Below are 17,976 nucleotides of genomic sequence, written 5' to 3'. Positions count from 1 at the left end.
GGCCCGGCCGGACGTCCCCGCGGCGTACGCCGACAGCGGCGGGCGGCCGGGGTGTGTGGCAGCGGGGGCACGAGGAACAGCAGGGCGGCGAGGGTGAGCGCGAGGGACGCGGGCATGCCGAACAGGGCGGCCGACCCCAACGCGCCGGGTACGGCGAGCAGTCGGACGGCCAGCTCGGCCACCCCGTACGCGAGTGATCGAGCCGGCCTGATGTCGTGCTCGCACCAGAGCCGCAGCCGGTCGAAGGACCAGGCCGTCGCCCAGCCCATCAGCGGCCGGAACACCCACCGGTCGGCGACGGCGCCGAACCGGCCCCAGCGGGGGCGGTAGTCGTAGCCGGTGAGGAAGCGGATGCCGTCGGGCGTGGGCACATAGCGCCAGTACCCGCTGCCCTCCGCGAGGAGGGAGAGGGGGTGCGACGAGGCGAACCTCAGTACGCTGACGCGCCGCCCGTCGGCCCCGCCGCTCTCCCCCGCGCTGACGCCGGTACCCGAGACGGTGAGAAAGGGCAGCACCCGGACCGCGTAGCGGAACCGCTGTGGCTCGCCCGGCGGACGGGGCAGGTGGTCGATCTCCGAGAAACGCAGATCCCACCGCCGGTGGTGCGCCGGATCCTGTGTCCGCTCCCAGAGCGTGTCCATCTCCGTACGGATGCGTGTCTCGACGTACAGGCCCATGCCGTCCCCCGGTCTCCGGCCCCACACTTGCTGATCGCCTCGCTCTTGAGCGACCGCTCAACTGAAAGTAGCAGCACTTTGAGCAGTCGCTCAAGAGGGGGTCCCACTGGGCGGCCGGACCGGCCTAGGCGAGCGGCCCGGCGTTCGTGCGCCTCTTCAGGAGGTGCCGCGTCGCGAAGGAGGCGGCGGCGCTCAGCACGAGGAGAGCGATCAGCGCCTGCGGCCCTTCGCCGGGAAAGACGTAGCCCGAGGGAACGGCCAGCACGAAGGCGGCCAGGTCGAACCAGAGCTCGTACCGTGCGTGCTCGCTCGCGGCCTCCGCCGGGGGTTCGTGCCTGTCGACCACATGCCGGATCACCAACAGCGTGCCGGCCGCGACGACGTTCACCCCGGCGTAGGCGGCCACGGCGATCCCGGCCTGGTTCCCGTAGGAGCCGAGGACGTTGGAGACGAACGGCAGCACGGTGATCGTCAGCAGGAGGAGCATGGTCAGCCGTACGAGCCTCGGCGGGCTGACGCGGACCGTTCGCATCTCGCTGCGGTGGCGTCGCCAGTAGCTCGCGATGGCGTAGAAGCTGACCAGGAACGACAGATAGCGCGGCTCCAGATCGGCGAGGGCCTCCCGCAGCGAGGCGTCGCTGGGGTCCTTGCCGAGGTCGGGCACCCGCAGGTCGAGGGCGAGCAGCGTCATGGCGATGGCGAACACGCCGTCGCACAGGGCGAACAGACGCGTGGTGCCCCGTTCGTCACGGGCCTCTTCGGTCAGGGTCTTCATAGCGGCTCCGGAAGGGACGTGCCCAGGAAGAGAGAGGGGAACAGGAACGTGACGAGTGGGCCACGAACGGACTCTCCGATCCACCGGACACGCCCCAGGGGCGCCCGTGGAACCTCAGTAGGAGGGCTGAGCGGATGCGGCGGACCTTCGGCGCCGGGACGCGTCGGCGATCGACGGGGGCAGGTATCCGGCGTCCCGCCCGGACAGGTTGGTGCCCGGCGGCACGATCTCGTCGATCCGGTCCAGCACGTCGCGGCTGAGGCGTACCTCGTCCGCTCCCAGCTGGCTCTCCAACTGCTCGTACGTCCGCGGCCCGATGATCGCGGACGTGACCGCCGGGTGTTCGATGACGAACGCCACCGCCAGTTGCACGAGCGTCAGCCCGGCCTCCTCGGCCAGCAGCGCCAGACTCTCGGCCGCTTCCAGCTTGGCCGCGTTCTCCTGGGCCGTGATGTCGAAGCGCGCCGCCTGCTGCTCGGACCGGCTGGAGGCGGGCTGCGCGGCGCCCTTGCGGAAGCGGCCGGACAGCCAGCCACCGGCCAGCGGGCTCCAGGACAGCACGCCGAGGCCGTAGCGCTGCGCCACGGGCAGCATCTCGCGCTCGATGCCACGTGCGAGCAGCGAGTACGGCGGCTGCTCGGTCGCCACCCGTTCCCGGCCGCGGCGCTCCGCGATCCACTGCCCCTCGACGATCGCCGACGGTTCGAAGGTGGAGGTGCCGATGTAGCGGATCTTGCCCTGGCGTACGAGATCGGTCAGCGCGCCCAGCGTCTCGTCGAAGTCGGTGTCCGGCTCGGGCCGGTGCACCTGGTAGAGGTCGATCCGGTCGGTGCCCAGTCTGCGCAGGCTGTTCTCGACCTCCTGGATGATCCAACGCCGGGAATTGCCGCGCTCGTTGGGCCCTTCGCCGAGGACTCCGTGGAACTTGGTCGCGAGGACGACACCGTCCCTGCGCCCGCCGGCCAGTGCCTTGCCGACGACGGTCTCCGACTCACCCGCCGAGTACACGTCGGCGGTGTCGACGAAGTTGATGCCCGAGTCGAGCGCGCGGTGGATGATCCGGACGCTGTCGTCGTGGTCGGTGTTGCCGCGGGCCCCGAACATCATCGTGCCGAGGCAGAGGGGGCTGACCTTCACACCCGTGCGGCCGAGGTTCCGGTACTCCGTCATCGTGCGCTCCCTGGCAGAGGTCGATCAGTGAAGTGGATCAGGCGAGTGGATCAGCGCGCCCAGTCTGCCCCGGACCACCGAACGTCAGCGACGTCCGTCCGGGTTGGCAACAGGACAGACATGTGACACCCGGTCACTTCCGGGGTCGCGTCCATAACCTTCACGCCGTACGGGGCAGCACCCGCGTGGATCGGCGTCATCCGTATGGAGGGCTCCGGCGGCAGGAGGTGTGATTCCTGCCGCCGACGCCACGCCGGACCGCCCGCACGGTGCGGTCCGGCGCGTGGGCCCGTCAGGCCAGCAGGTGCTTCCACTCCGTCGCGGTGAGTACGCCGGTCGAGTGGGCCCGGTTCGCGCCGGCGCGGTGCAGGGTGGTCACCGCCCGCGCGACGTCGGCGTTGTCGCCCGCCCTGACCTTCGGGGTGATCAGCGGCCAGATGTCCGAGCCGAGGTAGCCGGTCTCGTCCGTGCCGCCGCGGACCGTGGCCGCGCAGGTGTGCTTCTCCACGTGGTGCACGTCGGCCAGCTTCATCACCGCGCGCTTCGTGTCCGGGCCGAAGACCCCGTCCACCGGTACGTCCGAGAAGCCACGGGCACGCAGCAGGTACTGCGCGGCACGCACCTGGGGCCCGGCGGCCCCCGGCCGCAGCAGCGGCCAGACGGTGGGCCGGTCGGCCGGCGCGACACCCAGTGCGCCGGCGACCGCGTCGCGCAGCTCCCGCAGTCTGCCGTAGAGCACGTCGCCGGGGCATTCGGTGGAGTTGAAGTCGCGGTGGCCCATGATGTCGGCGACCGGCCGCCCGTACTGGGTGGCGATCCACGCGACGAGCTGGACGAGCGAGTTCCAGAGCGCGGCCGGTACGTCGACCTCCGTGTAGAGGCCTTCGTTCTCGATGCCGATGACCTCGCTGTTCCGGCCGCCGACGTTCGCGCCCTGGACGTGCCGCGTACCGCCGCGTACGGCGTCGAGGCTCTGGTGCCGGCCTTCGAGGACGAAGCCGCCGCGCGAGTTGGTGAACTGCTGACCGGAGTCACCCCAACCCTGGCCGTCCATATGGAAGTTCTGGATCGACCGGCAGATCGCCATCGCGTGCTCCAGCGAGTAGTCCTCGCTGTTGCCGGGCTCGGCGGTGTGGTGCACGACGATGTAGGTCGGCACCCGGTCGAGCACGACGATCTGCTGGCTGGGGGGCCGCGCGCCCCATTCGGTGGTGCTGTAGATCCGCGGCTCGGCCGCGGCGAGCGGCGATCCGGCCGCCGGGCGGCGGCTCGCGCGCGCCGGGGCGGCGTCGGCCGGTCCGTTCGCGGCGAGCCCGAGGGCGCCGGCCGCTGTGGCGGTCAGACCACCCCGCAGCACCGTACGACGGCCGGGGTCTGGCTTGGTAACCATGTCGATCTCCTTGGGAAGTGGGGGGGAACGCTCTCCCGGTCCACCGACAACGGGCATGCCGCGCAACAGGCGTACGCCACTCCGGTGGGGCGGAGTTGACGCGCGTCGACTGTCCGCGACGCATCCAGACAAGCAATCCCGCCATGTCCCCGACAACCCTGTCGGGCAAGCTATTTGACGCTCTTTCGGCTGACTGGAACCACGCGCGTTCGCGAATCACCCGTGGCACGACGAATCACCCCCGGCCGCCTTTGCTCGTACCAATGGCGGGGACCGGAGGAAGGGGAGACCGGAAGTCGCGGTTCTCGTCCGGGCATCCGATGTCGTCTTAGGCAGAACGGGGGAAATCTGCGGGTCCGTGTCTGATCACGTATCTCGGGGCGGTCCGATCACACGATGATCGCGTTTCATGACGCAGAGAAACGCGGCGGACGAGGACGGACCGTCTGCCACCGTCCCACGAAAGGTTCGACATGCTCCCCCTCCCCCGCGCTCTCCGCCTCGCCAGGGGCGCCCTGGCCGTCACCTCGCTCTGTACGTGCCTGCTCCTCACCGGATGCGCGGAGCACGCGCCCCCACCGAGAGCCGGGCAGCCCGCGGAGAGCCGGCCGCCGCAGAACCGGAGGGCGGAACGCCCGGCCACGGAGAGCAAGTCGGCGGACGGGGAGCACGTGGCGGGCAGGCCCGCCCAGCGGAACCAGGGCTCGCCGAACGAGGCGGCCCGCGGTCTTGCCGGTACGCCCGTGGAGGCGGCTCTGGTCCGTGAGATCCCCGGTCTCGGCCCGGCCACCCGATCCCGTATCCCCGTCGCCAGCCGCCAGGCGCTCGTCGTGAGCGGCGAGGGCCGCAAGTCGCCCCGGTCCGGCGTCGTGCTGTACGAGCGCGACGCGGACACGGGCTGGTCACCCGTCACCAACCGCTGGCCCGCGCACAACGCGCTGCGCGGCTGGACCTACGACCACCGGGACTCCGACCTGCGTTCGCCGATCGGTGTCTTCACACTCCGCGACGCCGGCGGCCGGCTCCCCGACCCCGGGGCCAGACTCCCGTACGACAGGAGCGGCGACTTCGAGGCCCCGGGCACCGGCTTCCTGGGTGAGCCGCTGGAAGGCTCCTTCGACTACGTGGTGGCCATCGACTACAACCGGATCCCGGGGACCACCCCGCTGAACACGACCCGCCCCCTCGGGCTCGGCAAGGGCGGCGGCGTCTGGATCCATGTCGACCACAAAGGCCCCACCCAGGCGTGCGTCTCGCTGTCGAGAACGCGGATGGTGGAACTCCTGCGTCTCCTCGACCCGGCGAAGCATCCCGTGATCGTGATGGGCGACGCGTTGGCACTGCGCGACTGACGCCGCCGGAGGGGCTCTTGCCGAGGAGAGCGCGATGGCGACAGGGTGGCTGCCACAACATCGGCAAGCACTCTCCCCCCACGAGTCATTCGAGGTGCCCGGCATGAGAAGCGACCGCACAGGAACAGGAACAGAGACAGGAACCGGAGGGCCGAGCCGCCGTCAGGTCGTCGGCATGGTGGCTGCCGCCGTCGCGACGCTCTCGGTGCCCGCCACGGCGACCGCGACCGCGACCCAGACAGCGACAGCGACAGCGACAGCTCCGGGAACGGCGACCCGCTCCCGGCAACCCCGCGCCACAGGGCCGCTGTTCATCGGTACGTACACCTCCAGCGGCGGTCCGGGCATCGGGCTCGCCACTTACGACACGGCTACGGGCCACATCACCGCCACCGGGACCCTCCAGGGCGTCGGCGACCCCTCGTACCTCACCGCGCACCCCGACGGCACCACCCTGTACGCGGTCAACGAGCGTCAGGACGGCGGCGTCACCGCGATCGCGCTGGGCGCGGACGGCGGCCACACGGTCCTCGGCACGCGCGGCACCGGCGGCTCGTCGCCCTGCCATCTGTCGGTGCATCCCGGCGGGCGGTGGCTGTTCAGCGCGAACTACGGCTCCGGCGATGTCGCCGTCCACCCCATCGAGGCGTCGGGCGCGCTGGGCGAGCGCACCGATCTGCTCACCCATTCCGAACCGGCTCCGGGGCCCGGCCAGAACGGCCCGCACGCGCATCAGATCGTCACCAGCCCGGACGGCGGCCATGTCCTCGCCGTCGACCTCGGCACCGACAGCGTCTATACCTACCGCCTCGACGAGACGGCGGGCACGCTCACCCGTGTCTCGTACGCGACGCTGCCCGCGGGCGCCGGGCCGCGGCATCTCGTCTTCCACCCGTCGGGGCAATTCGCCTATCTGGCCAACGAGTTGAACAACACGATCGCCGTCTGCGGGTACGCCCCCGACAGCGGGGCCCTCACCCCGGGCTCACCGTCGCCCACCGGCGCCGGCGGCGCGGGCGACAGTTTCCCGTCCCAGCCGGTGATCACCGCCAACGGCGCGTTCGTCTTCCTCGCCAACCGGGGGCACAACAGCCTGTCCCGCTTCGCGGTGGAGAACAACGGCGCCGGCCTGCGGCTGCTGGGCACGGTGCCGGTGGGCGGTGACTACCCGAGGCAGCTCGCCCTCTCCCCCGACGGGACGCTGCTGTTCGCCGCCAATCAGCGGTCGAACGCCGTGTCCGTCTTCCACGTCGACCAGGACAGCGGCCAACTGGCCTCGGCCGGACCGCCGTTCACATCACCGGTCGCCGTCTGCGTACTGCCGCTCTGAGACGACCGCCGCTCCGAGACCCGGGGCCCGCCGGTCCGGCCGGTCAGTTCGGGCGGTCCGGCCGGCCCCGCGGTATCCGTACGACCGCGGTGCCGCCGTCCAGATCCACCATGGTCCGGTTCGGCGGAGCCCCGTCCTCCTCGTCGTCCCGCAGCAGCAGCGCCGACCGGCGCTCCTTCAACTCGCTCTGCTTGCCCGGCGAGAGGCTCGCGTGCAGCATCTCGAATCCGGTGGTCGACACCTGCCCCTGCCGGACGGAGTTGCGCCAGGGCAGGACACCGGCCCGTCCGGCGCGGAGCAGCAGTTGATCGATGAATGCCAGCGCGGTCAGCAGAATGACCAGACCGGGCAGAGTGACGAAGACGGCGAATCCCATGCGTCAGTATCGCCCGGACACGCCACCGCGTCACGTGCCGGTGGAGCAGAGCGCCTGCCGTAGCGCCGGGTAGTCGGTGTAGCCCTCGCCGCCGTGCGTGTAGAGGTGCCGCTCGTCGACGCTGTTGAGTGGCGCCCCGGAGGCGAAACGCTCGGGAAGGTCCGGGTTGGCGATGAAGGACCTGCCGTACGAGACGAGGTCGGCGAGCCCGTCGGCGAGCACCGCCTCGCCCCCCTCGCGGGTGGTCGGGTCGCGGTTCTCGCCGATGTTCGCGATGAGCGGGCCGTGCCAGCGGGGCCGCAGGTCGGCGAGGGCCGGGTAGGTGTCGTTGTCGGTGAGGTGGAGGTAGAGCAGACCGAGGCCGTCGACGGCGTCGAGGAGCGCGCGGTAGACGGGGGCCGGGTCGGCCTCCGCCATGCCGAACTGGGGGTTGCCCGGCGAGAGCCGCAGCCCCGTCCGCCCGGCGCCGATCGCGTCGGCGACCGCCGTGACCAGCTCGACGGGGAAGCGGATGCGGCCCTCGGTCGTACCGCCGTAGCCGTCGGTGCGCAGATTGGTGTTGTCGGCGAGGAACTGGTGGATCAAGTAGCTGTTGGCGCCGTGCAGTTCGACCCCGTCGAACCCGGCCGCCATGGCGTTCTGGGCCGCCTTGGCGTGGTCGGCGACGGCCTGTCGAATGTCGGCGTGCGTCATCTCGCGGGGCGGGAGGGGGTCGGCCTTGCCGCCGTCGCATACGTGGATGGGGCCGGGCACCAGGACGGCGGACGGGCCGCTCGGCACGTCCCCGTCGATCCGGGACAGTGGGTGTCCGTGCCGGCCACCGTGCATCAGCTGGGCCACGATCCGCCCGCCGTCGGCGTGCACGGCCTCGGTCACGGCCCGCCATCCCTCGACGTGCGCCTCGGTCTCCAGTCCGGGGAGCCGCCAGCCGCTCTGGCCCCGGCCGCTGGGCCAGATGCCCTCGGTGACGATGAGGCCGGCGCCGGCGCGCTGCGCGTAGTGGTCGGCGACGACCGGCAGGGGCGTGCCGTCCACGGCCGCGCGGTAGCGGGTCATGGGAGCCATCACCATGCGGTTCGGGAGGCGGAGGGGGCCGAGGGAATACGGGGCGAGGAGCGTCGTTTTCGTCATGGCGGGACGGTAGGACCTCACACTGGTGTCAGGTTCAATCCCTGTCACCGCCACGGCGACGGTACGGACCCCGGGAGGCAGCGTGAAGATCGGCGAACTGGCGAGACGTACCGCCGTCAGCGAGCGCTCGCTGCGCTACTACGAGGAGCAGGGGCTGCTCGTGTCCACACGTACGCCCTCGGGCCATCGCATCTACCCGGAGCGGGCCGTCGACCGCGTGATCCGTATCCAGGAGTTGTTCGCCGCAGGACTGTGCAGCGGGAAGATCGCGGAGCTGCTGCCGTGCACGCGGGACGAGGACGGGGGTCCTTCGGAGGCCGCGACGCCGTGGCTCGTCGCCGATCTGACGCGGCAGCGGGCCAGGATCGACGAGCAGATCGCCGGACTCATGCGCACGCGGGAGATCCTGGACGACGTCATCGTGGCGGCGTCCGGTACCCACCGGACGGAACCCGAGCGGCCCGAGCACCCCGAGCGACCAGCCGTGTCCCGGCAGTAGGGCCTGATCCGCAGGGCACCTCCCTGGCCCGTAGCCCCCTTAGCCGCCCCGCTAGCCGCGCCGCATCCCGGCGAGGCGCTTCAGCGCGGACCGTTCCACACCGCGCAGCCAGTGGCTGAACGCGGTGAGCCAAGGGTGCCGTTCGCGCTGTTCGCGGGTGGATCTGTCCAGCTCCTCCATCAGGCGGCGGGAGCGGTGGTCGGTGTCGAGTTCGTCCAGCAGCCTGTCGATCTCCGACAGCAGCGCGCCGTGGAGCTGCCACTGCCGCGGGTGCCTCTGTACGCCTTCCAGCAGCAGGTGCGCCGCCCTCTCGCGCGTCGCCCCGGCGGCGCTCAGGTCCCCGGCGAGACGGGACTCCGCCGCCTCGGCGGCATCGCTCGTCTGTGTGGTGACCAGCACGGCGAAACTGACGAGCGCGTCGGCGACCTGCGACAGCAGCTCCTCCAGGGCGGATCCCACCTCCGGTTGGAAGAGGTCCTCCTCCTGGCGCTCCTTGGCGAGGTCCGTGATCGTGCGGGTGAGTACGCGCAGCACCACCGCGCAGATCTCCAGCGTGTCGAGGCCGGTGCGGAGCACCACCCGGTGCAGCAGGCCTTCCTTGACCCGCGGATTGAGCCGCAGGCTGTCCTCGGCCTGGCGCAGCGCGGCGTCCACCTCGGCGATGCCGTGGTCGAGCCGCCGCGCCTCGCGCAGCCGGGCCGCGGCGCGTTCGACAGGGGTGGGGCTGGTCAGCTCCTCGCCGACGTCACGCATCAGCCGGCGCATCTGCCGGGCGAGATCCTCGATGGACTCCCCGGCCGCGGCGACCCAGACGGGCGGCACGAACAGCACGTTGAACAGCAGCCCCACCACCGCGCCGATCAGTGTCTCCACGACACGGTCCCAGGCGGTGTTCGCCGCGTGGGTCACGCCGAGGACGAGCATGGCGCTGATCGCGACCTCGGGAACGAACTCGTTGACGCGGACGAGCCTGCCGGCGAGGAGCGAGGCCAGGATGATCAGCCCGAGGCTCCACCACGACAGCCCGACGAGCACGCTGAATGCGATGGCGATCAGCACACCCGCGACGACGGCGTTCACCCGGCGGATGCTGGTGGTGAGGGTGGAGTAGAGAGTCACCTGCACCACCAGCAGCGCGGTGAGTGGCGCGGTCAGCGGCGCGGGTTCGCTGCTGAGCCACAGCGCGACGATGTAGGCGAGCGTCGCGGCCACCGTCGAACGCAGCGTCTGGGTGACGGTGACGTCGTTCCGCAGTTCCATCAGCTCGGTCAACGGCCCGTTGCCGGAGCCACCCTTGTCGTCCTTGTTCGCGGCCCGCAGTCTCATGAGCAGCACCCTGCACACAGACCGTGCCCGGAGTCCGTACGACACGCGGCACCGGCGCCGCGCCGGGCGACGCGAGCCCGACGCGAGGCCGATGTGAGCCCGATGCGCGTCAGGCGGTGGCCACCGGAAAGCCCTCTCCGCTCAGCCACCGAAAGCCGTCGGTCTGGTCCGCGCGGTCGGCGCCGTCGGCCAAGCGCGGTGCCCGACACGTGTCGGACGCCCCCTCGTGGGTCGCGACCCGGGCGGGTGTGTCGCCCGTGGCCGTACCACCGACCGTCTCGTCACCACCGACCGTCTCGTCACCGGTGGCCGTATCAGCTGACGGATCGCGTCAGCCTGGCGCCGCCGGATTCCGGCTCCGGGCCCGGGCCCGGCCTCTCGGTCAACTCCGTGGGCGGTGGGACGACGGGGTCGTCGGTCGGCCGGCCCTTGCCACGCAGTCGGTCCATCTCCCGCCATTCCGGGCGCAGTCCGGTGAGATTCGTCGTGAGAAAGTACACTAGCCCTCCCACCAGCAGCACCGGCGCCAGCCCGAACGAGGCCACCGCGGCGCCCCCGAGCAGCCCCCCGAGCGGCATACCGGACCAGGAGAGGGCGCCGCTGAGCGCCTTGACCCGGCCCAGCAGGCGGCGGGGTACACGTTCGTAACTGACGGCCGCCAGGATGGGGTTGAGGAAACCGGAGCCGAAGCCACCGACCGCGAACACCACCACCACGGCCCACAGAGGTGCGGGCGAGGCGAGGATCAGCCATCGCGGCGCTCCCGCCAGGAGGAATCCGGCGAAGAAGACCGCGCGCCGCCGCATCCGGTGCGCGACCGCCGCCGCGATCAGGCTGCCGCCGATCGCCGCGAGTCCGCCCGCGCCGGCGCACAGGCCGATGGCGCTCGGCCCGTTTCCCGACTCCTTGGCCCAGACAGGCAGGAGCACGGTGCTGAACGCCGCGTCCAGGAAGTTGGTGACCATGACCATCACCATGATCGTGAGAAGCAGCGGTTCGCTTCGCAGGAAGGTGAAGCCCTGGCCGAACCGCCGCCAGTAGCCCGGCTCGGCCGGAGGACCGGGGGAATCGGTAGATCGATCGGTAGAGGAATCGGAGGGGCGATCGGCAACGTCCTGGGGCGACGGAACGTGCTCGGCCGGCTGCCCCATGCCGCGCGGCAGCATCAGCCCGATGATCACCGAACCGAGCGCGAAACAGGCCGCGTTGACGGTCAGGCCCGACAGCGGCCCGAGGAAGGCGATCAGGACACCGCCTGCCGCCGGACCGAGGGTGGAGGCGAGCCGTTCGGTCACGCCGGCGAAGCCGGTGGCCCGCTCCAGAGGGACGCGACCGTGGTCGGCCGCCTCCGGGACCATGACGTCCTTCGCCAGGTCGCCCGGCCCCCGCGCCGCGCCGATCAACGCGACCAGCACGAGCAGCAGGGGAAACGAGAGCCGGTCCGCCGCGTGCAGGAGGGGAACCGCGAGGGCGGCCGCGGCGCTGATCAGGTCGGTGGCCCACGAGATGGTCCGGGGCCCGGCCCGGTCCACGAGCGGTCCGGTGAACGCCTTCACCGCCACGTACGGCGCCATCTCGCAGAAGGCCACCACCCCGGTCTGGGTGGCGCTGCCGGTGGTGACGAGAACGAACCAGGGCAGTGCGATGGCCGAGACCCGCGTACCGGTCAACGACACCGCCATAGCGGCGAGTACGCCGACGAGCGGCAGCGACGTACGCATATCTGACCTACCGTCAGAATCCTTCAACCGTGCGGTACTTGACCCGAGCTTTCTCATCAGGTTCCCATTCCCCGGGGACGTTCGCGAGCCGGGTCGCTCGCGTCGGGGCTGTCCGGACCGTCCGGGCTCGGCGAGTCCAGCTCCGGCAGGATCTGGGTGATCACGGAGATGCGCTCGGTGCCCTCCGGCGGCTCGACCGCCGCCTCCGGGCTGTCCGCCCGGTAGCGGTAGAGGAGTTCGCGCAACTCCTCCCGAAGCCGCACCACCTCCTCGGGAGTCAGCCGCAGCGCCCAGTCACTGAGGTCGAAGCTGCCCCGCCACCGGTCGGGCATGGTCTGAAGCTCGCTGAGAGCCCGTTGGGTGCGCAGGGTGTACGCGGCGGCGACCGACTGGAGATACGCCAACGCCGCCTCGGGCTCCTGCTCCGCCAGCTCACGATCGCTGAACCAGGTCGACTGGTGGACCGCGCGCCACCAGCGCTCCCGTGCGTTGCCGCGCTCCGTGTCCTCCTCGACGAACCCCGCGTCACCGAGCTGGCGCAGGTGGTAGCTGGCCGTACCGGAGTTGACCCCCAGCCGCTCGGCCAGCCGGGTGGCGGTCGAAGGGCCGTACTTCCGCAGGAGCCCGACCAGTTGGACACGTACGGGATGCGCCAGGGCGCGCAGCCCCTTCGCGTCCAGGACGACCGTGTTCGACCCGTGCTTCGGACCGCGAGGGGTCTCGTTCGAATCCGTCATGCCGAGCAGACTAGACCGCGAACAGTTCTTCGCAAAGACTTATTCGCGAAGAAGTCTTTGCGATTGAGTGTGGGGCTCCCGGTTCAGTCGCGCGGGGCCTCCGTCACGGCCAGCCACTTGGTCAGCAGGGATTCGAGCCGCTCGGCCTCCTCCTCGGTCAGCGCGTCCAGGAGGCGGCGCTCGTTGGCCATGTGCTCCGAGAAGGCGCTGTCGATGAGCGCGCGGCCCTCGGGGGTCAGCGCGACGACCCTGCCGCGCCCGTCGCTCTCACTCGCACGCCGGGAGACGAGTCCGGCCCGTTCGAGGCGGTCGACGCGCTTGGTCATCGCACCCGTGGTGACCATGGTGTGCTCGGCCAGTTCGCCGGGCGCGCGCTCGAACGGCGCGCCCGCCCGCCGCAGCGCGGCCAGAACGTCGAAGTCTCCCTCCCCCAGGCCGTGGTTCCGGTACACGACGCACAGCTCCTCGGTGAGGTAGGCGCCGAGGCGGTGCAGCCGCCCGATCACGCCCTGTGGACGCACGTCGACATCGGGCCGCTCGCGGGCCCATTCCCGCTGGATACGGGCCACTCGGTCAAGGGATTCAGCCATGGAGGCAATAATACCTTCCAGGGAAGATATTATTGCTTCCATGGAAGCCACCGCCCGCTGGTCACTCGTCACCGCAGTCGCCCCGATCGCGTGGGGCACGACGTACTTCGTCACGCAGCGCCATCTCCCGGCGGGCCATCCGCTGTACGGAGCGGTCTTCCGCGCCCTGCCGGCGGGGATCGTCCTGCTGGCGCTGAGCAGGCAGAGGCCGCACGGCTCGCTGTGGTGGAAGGTGCCGGTGCTCGGCACCCTGAACATGGGGGCGTTCTTCGCCCTCGTCTACCTGGCGGCGCAGCTCCTGCCGACCAGCATCGCCTCGACGGTCATGGCGACCGCGCCGGTGGTGATGATGATGCTGGCCTGGCCGCTGCTGGCGGAGCGCCCGCACGTACTGCCGGCCGTCGGCGCCGGAGTCGGGATCGCGGGCGTCTGCGTCATGCTCCTCACGAACGCGACCGGGATCGATCCGCTCGGCGTGCTCGCCTCCGTGGCGGCCATGGCGATGTCCTCGATCGGCTACATCCTGACCAAGAAGTGGTGCCCGGACGTCGACGTGTTCGCGCTGACCTCCTGGCAGCTCATCGCCGGAGGTGTGGTTCTCGTGCCCGTCGCGATCGCCGTCGAAGGCGCGCCGCCCGCCCTGGACGGGGGCGCGGTGCTCGGTTTCGTCTACGTGTCCGGCGTAGCGACCGCTCTCGCCTTCACGGCCTGGTTCGCCGGCCTGCGGCACTTGAGCGCGGGGACAGTGGGGCTCATCGGTCTCCTCAACCCGGTGACCGGCGTCCTGCTCGGCACGCTCGTCGCCGGAGACACCCTCACGGCGCGCCAGTGCGCCGGGCTGGTGCTGGTCTTCCTGGGCATCGTGCTGGGACAGCCGGGCGTGACGCGCGCCGTGCGCGCCCGGCGCGCCCGCCGGTCGGCGGCGCGGTCCGGCGTACCCGAGTCACGCCCGCGCCCGCACCCGCGCCCGGACCCGCACCAACAGGCTTGATCCGGGGCGCGGTTGGTCAACGACGGGCGCGGTCGGTCCGGGATCCCGCCGGTGCGGGGGGGTCGGTCCAGGGCCGGGCGCGATTCGTCCGGGGCGGGGGCAGACGGCCCGGGACCGGGCGCGGTTCGTCCGGGGCCGGGACGGTCGGTCCGGGACCGGGCGCGGTTCCTCCGGGGCCGGGGGTTCGCCGCCGTACGCCGCGCCGAACCTCAGTGGACGTGGAACCCGCCGTCCACGAAGACCGACTGCCCCGTGACGTACGCGGAGGCCCGGCTCGCCAGGAACACGGCCGCGCCCGCGAAGTCCTCCGCCACCCCGTTGCGCCCGGTCATCGTGCGCGCGGCGAGCGCCGCCACCCGCTCGGGGTCGGACGACAGCCGTTCGTTGAGCGGCGTCATCACGAACCCCGGCACCAGCGTGTTGCAGGTGACCCCGTACGGCGACCACGCCTCGGCCTGCGAGCGGGCCAGCGACTCCAGCGCGCCCTTGGAGACACCGTAGACACCGCTCCGCACGAACGCCCGGTGCGCCTGCTGGGAGGTGACATGGATGATCCGGCCGAAACCGCGCTCGGCCATGCCGGGTCCGAATCGCTGTCCCAGCAGATACGGGGCCTCCAGATTCACGGCCATCGTCGTGTCCCACTCGTCGTCGCCGGTCTCCCCCAGCGGGGGCCGCAGATTGACCCCGGCGCAGTTGACGAGCGTGTCGGGTTCGCCGAACATCTCCGCCGCCTCGTCGGCCACCGTACGTACGCCCTCACGCGTTCCGAGGTCGCCGCTCACCCATGCCGCCCGGCAGCCGCGGTCCGTCAACTCGTCGACCGTGGCGGTCAGTTCGGCCTCCCGGCGCGCCACGATCACGACGCTCGCGCCGGCCCGGGCGAGGGCCTCGGTGATGGCCTTGCCGATACCGGAACTGCCGCCGGTGACCAGGGCCACGCGGCCTTCCAAGGAGAACAGTTCGGAGAGGTACGCCTGCGATTCCATGCCCGCAGATTAGACGTCGGACCGGGCTCCCGGCCTGGTGGGTGACGTGCCCGGCGCGCTGACCGATCCGGAGGCCGATCCGAAATCCGATCGGCCGAACCCCTTGACGCGTCGCGGGGGACACTTCAGGATCCTGTCTCGGAAACGTTTCCATGGAATCGTTTCCAGAGCGTCGCGGGATACAGTCCCGTCAGTCCGCCGACCACCCACCCATGCGCTCATACGCACCGATCCGCAAGAGGCACCCATGGACAGCACCGTGACCATCAAGGACGTCGCCGCACTCGCCGGCGTCTCCGTGGGCACGACGTCCCGCGTGCTGTCCGGCAATCCCTCCACCTCCCCCGCCGCCCGTGAACGCGTCCACGCCGCCGTCGCCGAACTCGGCTACCGGCCCGACGCCCGTGCGCGCTCCCTGCGTTCGGCCCGTTCCCAGACGGTGGGGCTGCTCATCTCCGACGTACGCAACCCGTTCTTCGCCGATGTGGCGCACGGCGCCGAACAAGCGGCGCTGCGCGCCTCGTACGTCACCCTCCTCGCCAACGCCAACGAGGATCCGAAGCAGCAGGACACCTATCTGGAGTCCTTCCTCACCCAGCGGGTCGACGGCATCATCATCGCTCCGCAGGGCGAGGACAGCGCCCACCTCCGGACCCTCGCCACCACCGTGCCCCTCGTCTTCGTCGACCGGACCGTCGACGGCTTCGAGGTGCCCAGCGTGACCTCCGACAACGCGCTGGGCATCGACCTGGCCGTCGCCCATCTCGCCGACCGCGGCCACACCCGTATCGGCTACATCGGCGGCCCCCGGTCCATCTCCACCGGCCGCGCCAGGCACGACGCCTTCGTACGCGCGGTGGCCCGGCACGGTCTCGACGCCGACCCCGAGCTGATCACCTCCGGCGACTTCCGTTCGGCGAGCGGCTCGACGGCCGCCGAGCGGCTGCTGTCCGGCGGACGTCCGCCGACCGCGCTGCTCGCGGCCGACAGTCCGATGGCGGTGGGCGCGCTCGGCGCGCTGCGCCGCCGGGGACTGCGGATCGGTTCGGACGTCGACCTGGTGGCCTTCGACGACATCGAGTGGTTCTCCGAACTCGACCCGCCGCTCACCGTCGTCTCGCACGACGCGCAGGCCATGGGGTCGACGGCGATGAGACTCCTCCTCGACATCATCGAGGGCCGCACACCCGAATCGGTGGTCCTCCCGACGCGCCTCGTCGTGCGGGAGTCATCGGGCGGGGCACGCCGACACCCGTAGCCGCCGACAGGCGGCACAGGGCCACACCCCGGCCCGTGCCCGCCGTCCGGCCTCGGCGTTTCCGGCGACGGGCGCCCTGCCGCCATCTCGTACCTCATACAACCGCTCATCCGAATCAGGCCCTGCGAGGGAATCGGCGCGCCCGACCGGCGCCCGCCGTCCCTCGGCGCACCGCGCCGCCTTCCACACCCATGAACGGGGATCCCCCATGCCCACCACCGTCTTCGTCGTCGGCAGCCTCAACGCCGACCAGCTCCTGGAGGTGCCCGCGTTCCCGGCGGCAGGCGAGACCGTACTCGCCTCGGACGTACTGATCACCGCCGGAGGCAAGGGCGGCAACCAGGCCGTGGCTGCCGCACGGGCCGGCGCGACGGTCGTCATGATCGGCGCGCTCGGCGACGACGCGCACGGCCTGCTCGTACGCCGGGCGCTGGCCGAATCCGGGGTGGCGACCGGGTCGGTGGCAACGGTCGGCGGTACGCACACGGGCACGGCGGTCGTCGCCGTGGAGGCGGGCGGCGAGAACCGCATCATCGTGGCGTCCGGCGCGAACGCCCGCCTCACCCGCGAGGACGTCGAGTCGGGGCTCACGGGGGTGGCACCGGGCGATCTCGTACTGCTCCAGCTGGAGACCCCGGTATCGGTGGTCGCCCACGCGGCCCGCTTCGCCAAGGAGCGTGGCGCCACCGTCGTACTCAACGCCGCACCGGCGCCGGCCGACACCGCCTGCCTGACGAACGACATCGACCTGCTGGTGGTCAACCAGGTGGAGATGCGGGCGGTCGCCGGGCTGGTCGGGGCCGGTGCGGGCGCCGACGGGCCGGGGGATGTGGCGGGGACCGTGCTCGCCACCTCACGAGCGCTGGACTGCGTGGTCGTCTGCACCACGGGCGCGGACGGCGCGTACGTCAACGTCGGCGACCGGGTGGCGCACATCCCCGCCGTACAGGTCACCGCCGTCGACACCACCGCGGCCGGTGACACCTACACCGGCTATCTCGCGGCGGCACTCGCCCGGGGCGAGACGGACCTGCCCGCGGCACTGACCACGGCTTCGGCCGCCGCCGCGGTCACGGTCACCCGGCGCGGGGCGATGGCCTCGATCCCGTACGCGCACGAGACGCGAGAGGCGTACGGGAACGCCGCCGCCACCGACATCACCGAACTCACCACGAAGGGCTGACACATGAGAATCGCTGTGGGAAACGACCACGCCGGACACGCGCTGAAGGACCATGTGCGCGGCGTCATCGAACGGCTCGGACACGAAGTCCTCGACCGCGGGACGGACAGTGACGCGCCGGTCGACTTCCCCGACATCACCTTCGCCACCTGCGACGCCGTACGCACCGGCGAGGCCGACCGCGCCGTGCTCGTGTGCGGCACCGGCGCCGGGGCGCTGATGGCGGCCAACAAGATCGCCGGGATCCGTTGCGGTCTCGGACACGACGTCTACTCGGCGCACCAGGCCGTCGAGCACGACGACGCCAACGCCATCGCCATGGGCGCCTGGCTGATCGGTCCGGCGATGGCCGGCGCGGTCGTCGAGGCGTTCCTCGGCGCGACGTTCGACGACGACGAGGACACCGTTCGGCGGGTCGCCAAGCTCCACGAGCTGGAGCTCAGGTCGGCCCGCGAGCTCAACCCGGCGCCGCCCGTCGCGC

The 17,976-nt window shown here is 71.5% G+C and carries 18 protein-coding genes; 7 read left to right on the top strand and 11 right to left on the bottom strand.

Annotated features, from left to right (window positions below; all coding sequences use genetic code 11):
- From P3L51_RS27575 to P3L51_RS27560, 4 genes are all read right to left on the bottom strand, one after another.
- On the bottom strand, positions 1-677 hold a 677-nt coding region (locus P3L51_RS27575), incomplete at its 3' end, for a hypothetical protein (RefSeq protein ID WP_354608010.1).
- Positions 678-801: 124 nt separating this feature from the next.
- Positions 802-1,452, bottom strand: coding sequence for a TMEM175 family protein (locus P3L51_RS27570; protein WP_354608009.1), 651 nt, complete (start codon positions 1,450-1,452; stop codon positions 802-804).
- Positions 1,453-1,566: 114 nt separating this feature from the next.
- Positions 1,567-2,622: an aldo/keto reductase gene (locus P3L51_RS27565; RefSeq protein WP_354608008.1), complete on the bottom strand. Its 1,056-nt coding sequence runs from the start codon at positions 2,620-2,622 to the stop codon at positions 1,567-1,569.
- Positions 2,623-2,914: 292 nt separating this feature from the next.
- The gene (locus P3L51_RS27560; protein WP_354608007.1) at positions 2,915-4,012 is read right to left on the bottom strand and encodes a peptidoglycan recognition protein family protein; all 1,098 of its coding nucleotides are present in this window, start codon (positions 4,010-4,012) and stop codon (positions 2,915-2,917) included.
- A 473-nt stretch (positions 4,013-4,485) separates the two neighbouring features.
- Here P3L51_RS27560 and P3L51_RS27555 point away from each other — a divergent pair, with 473 nt between their 5' ends.
- Positions 4,486-5,364 carry a hypothetical protein gene (locus tag P3L51_RS27555; protein ID WP_354608006.1) on the top strand — a complete coding sequence of 293 codons (879 nt, stop codon included), beginning with the start codon at positions 4,486-4,488 and terminating at the stop codon, positions 5,362-5,364.
- Between the two features lie 175 nt (positions 5,365-5,539).
- Positions 5,540-6,694 carry a lactonase family protein gene (locus P3L51_RS27550; protein ID WP_354608005.1) on the top strand — a complete coding sequence of 385 codons (1,155 nt, stop codon included), beginning with the start codon at positions 5,540-5,542 and terminating at the stop codon, positions 6,692-6,694.
- A 43-nt stretch (positions 6,695-6,737) separates the two neighbouring features.
- Here P3L51_RS27550 and P3L51_RS27545 read toward each other — a convergent pair whose 3' ends face one another.
- Complete coding sequence (locus P3L51_RS27545) at positions 6,738-7,070, bottom strand: DUF6191 domain-containing protein (RefSeq protein WP_354608004.1); 333 nt, start codon at positions 7,068-7,070, stop codon at positions 6,738-6,740.
- 30 nt (positions 7,071-7,100) lie between these two features.
- Positions 7,101-8,201 carry an alkene reductase gene (locus tag P3L51_RS27540; RefSeq protein WP_354608003.1) on the bottom strand — a complete coding sequence of 367 codons (1,101 nt, stop codon included), beginning with the start codon at positions 8,199-8,201 and terminating at the stop codon, positions 7,101-7,103.
- 82 nt (positions 8,202-8,283) lie between these two features.
- On the opposite strand from P3L51_RS27540, the gene P3L51_RS27535 reads away from it, so the two are divergent.
- Positions 8,284-8,700, top strand: coding sequence for a MerR family transcriptional regulator (locus tag P3L51_RS27535; RefSeq protein WP_354608002.1), 417 nt, complete (start codon positions 8,284-8,286; stop codon positions 8,698-8,700).
- Positions 8,701-8,751: 51 nt separating this feature from the next.
- On the opposite strand, the gene P3L51_RS27530 is transcribed toward P3L51_RS27535, so the two are convergent.
- From P3L51_RS27530 to P3L51_RS27515, 4 genes are all read right to left on the bottom strand, one after another.
- The gene (locus tag P3L51_RS27530) at positions 8,752-9,960 is read right to left on the bottom strand and encodes an FUSC family protein (RefSeq protein WP_354608011.1); all 1,209 of its coding nucleotides are present in this window, start codon (positions 9,958-9,960) and stop codon (positions 8,752-8,754) included.
- Positions 9,961-10,340: 380 nt separating this feature from the next.
- The gene (locus tag P3L51_RS27525; protein WP_354608001.1) at positions 10,341-11,747 is read right to left on the bottom strand and encodes an MFS transporter; all 1,407 of its coding nucleotides are present in this window, start codon (positions 11,745-11,747) and stop codon (positions 10,341-10,343) included.
- Positions 11,748-11,803: 56 nt separating this feature from the next.
- Entirely contained in the window at positions 11,804-12,484 is a 681-nt protein-coding gene (locus tag P3L51_RS27520; protein ID WP_354608000.1) for an ArsR/SmtB family transcription factor, read from the bottom strand.
- Positions 12,485-12,567: 83 nt separating this feature from the next.
- The gene (locus P3L51_RS27515) at positions 12,568-13,074 is read right to left on the bottom strand and encodes a MarR family winged helix-turn-helix transcriptional regulator (RefSeq protein WP_354607999.1); all 507 of its coding nucleotides are present in this window, start codon (positions 13,072-13,074) and stop codon (positions 12,568-12,570) included.
- Between the two features lie 40 nt (positions 13,075-13,114).
- On the opposite strand from P3L51_RS27515, the gene P3L51_RS27510 reads away from it, so the two are divergent.
- Complete coding sequence (locus tag P3L51_RS27510) at positions 13,115-14,065, top strand: DMT family transporter (RefSeq protein ID WP_354607998.1); 951 nt, start codon at positions 13,115-13,117, stop codon at positions 14,063-14,065.
- 209 nt (positions 14,066-14,274) lie between these two features.
- On the opposite strand, the gene P3L51_RS27505 is transcribed toward P3L51_RS27510, so the two are convergent.
- The gene (locus tag P3L51_RS27505; protein ID WP_354607997.1) at positions 14,275-15,054 is read right to left on the bottom strand and encodes an SDR family NAD(P)-dependent oxidoreductase; all 780 of its coding nucleotides are present in this window, start codon (positions 15,052-15,054) and stop codon (positions 14,275-14,277) included.
- A 247-nt stretch (positions 15,055-15,301) separates the two neighbouring features.
- On the opposite strand from P3L51_RS27505, the gene P3L51_RS27500 reads away from it, so the two are divergent.
- The 3 genes from P3L51_RS27500 to P3L51_RS27490 all read left to right on the top strand — a co-directional run.
- Positions 15,302-16,312: a LacI family DNA-binding transcriptional regulator gene (locus tag P3L51_RS27500; protein ID WP_354607996.1), complete on the top strand. Its 1,011-nt coding sequence runs from the start codon at positions 15,302-15,304 to the stop codon at positions 16,310-16,312.
- A gap of 208 nt (positions 16,313-16,520) precedes the next feature.
- Complete coding sequence (locus P3L51_RS27495; protein ID WP_354607995.1) at positions 16,521-17,495, top strand: ribokinase; 975 nt, start codon at positions 16,521-16,523, stop codon at positions 17,493-17,495.
- A 3-nt stretch (positions 17,496-17,498) separates the two neighbouring features.
- Positions 17,499-17,976 (top strand): RpiB/LacA/LacB family sugar-phosphate isomerase (locus P3L51_RS27490; protein WP_354607994.1); only part of this gene is annotated, 478 nt, incomplete at its 3' end.

The sequence above is a fragment of the Streptomyces panacea genome, from assembly GCF_040560175.1.
In the GTDB taxonomy this organism is placed as follows: Bacteria; Actinomycetota; Actinomycetes; order Streptomycetales; family Streptomycetaceae; genus Streptomyces; species Streptomyces panacea.
The sequence above is the reverse complement of the archived record's forward strand: the minus strand, read 5'-3'. Positions and strand labels throughout refer to the sequence as shown.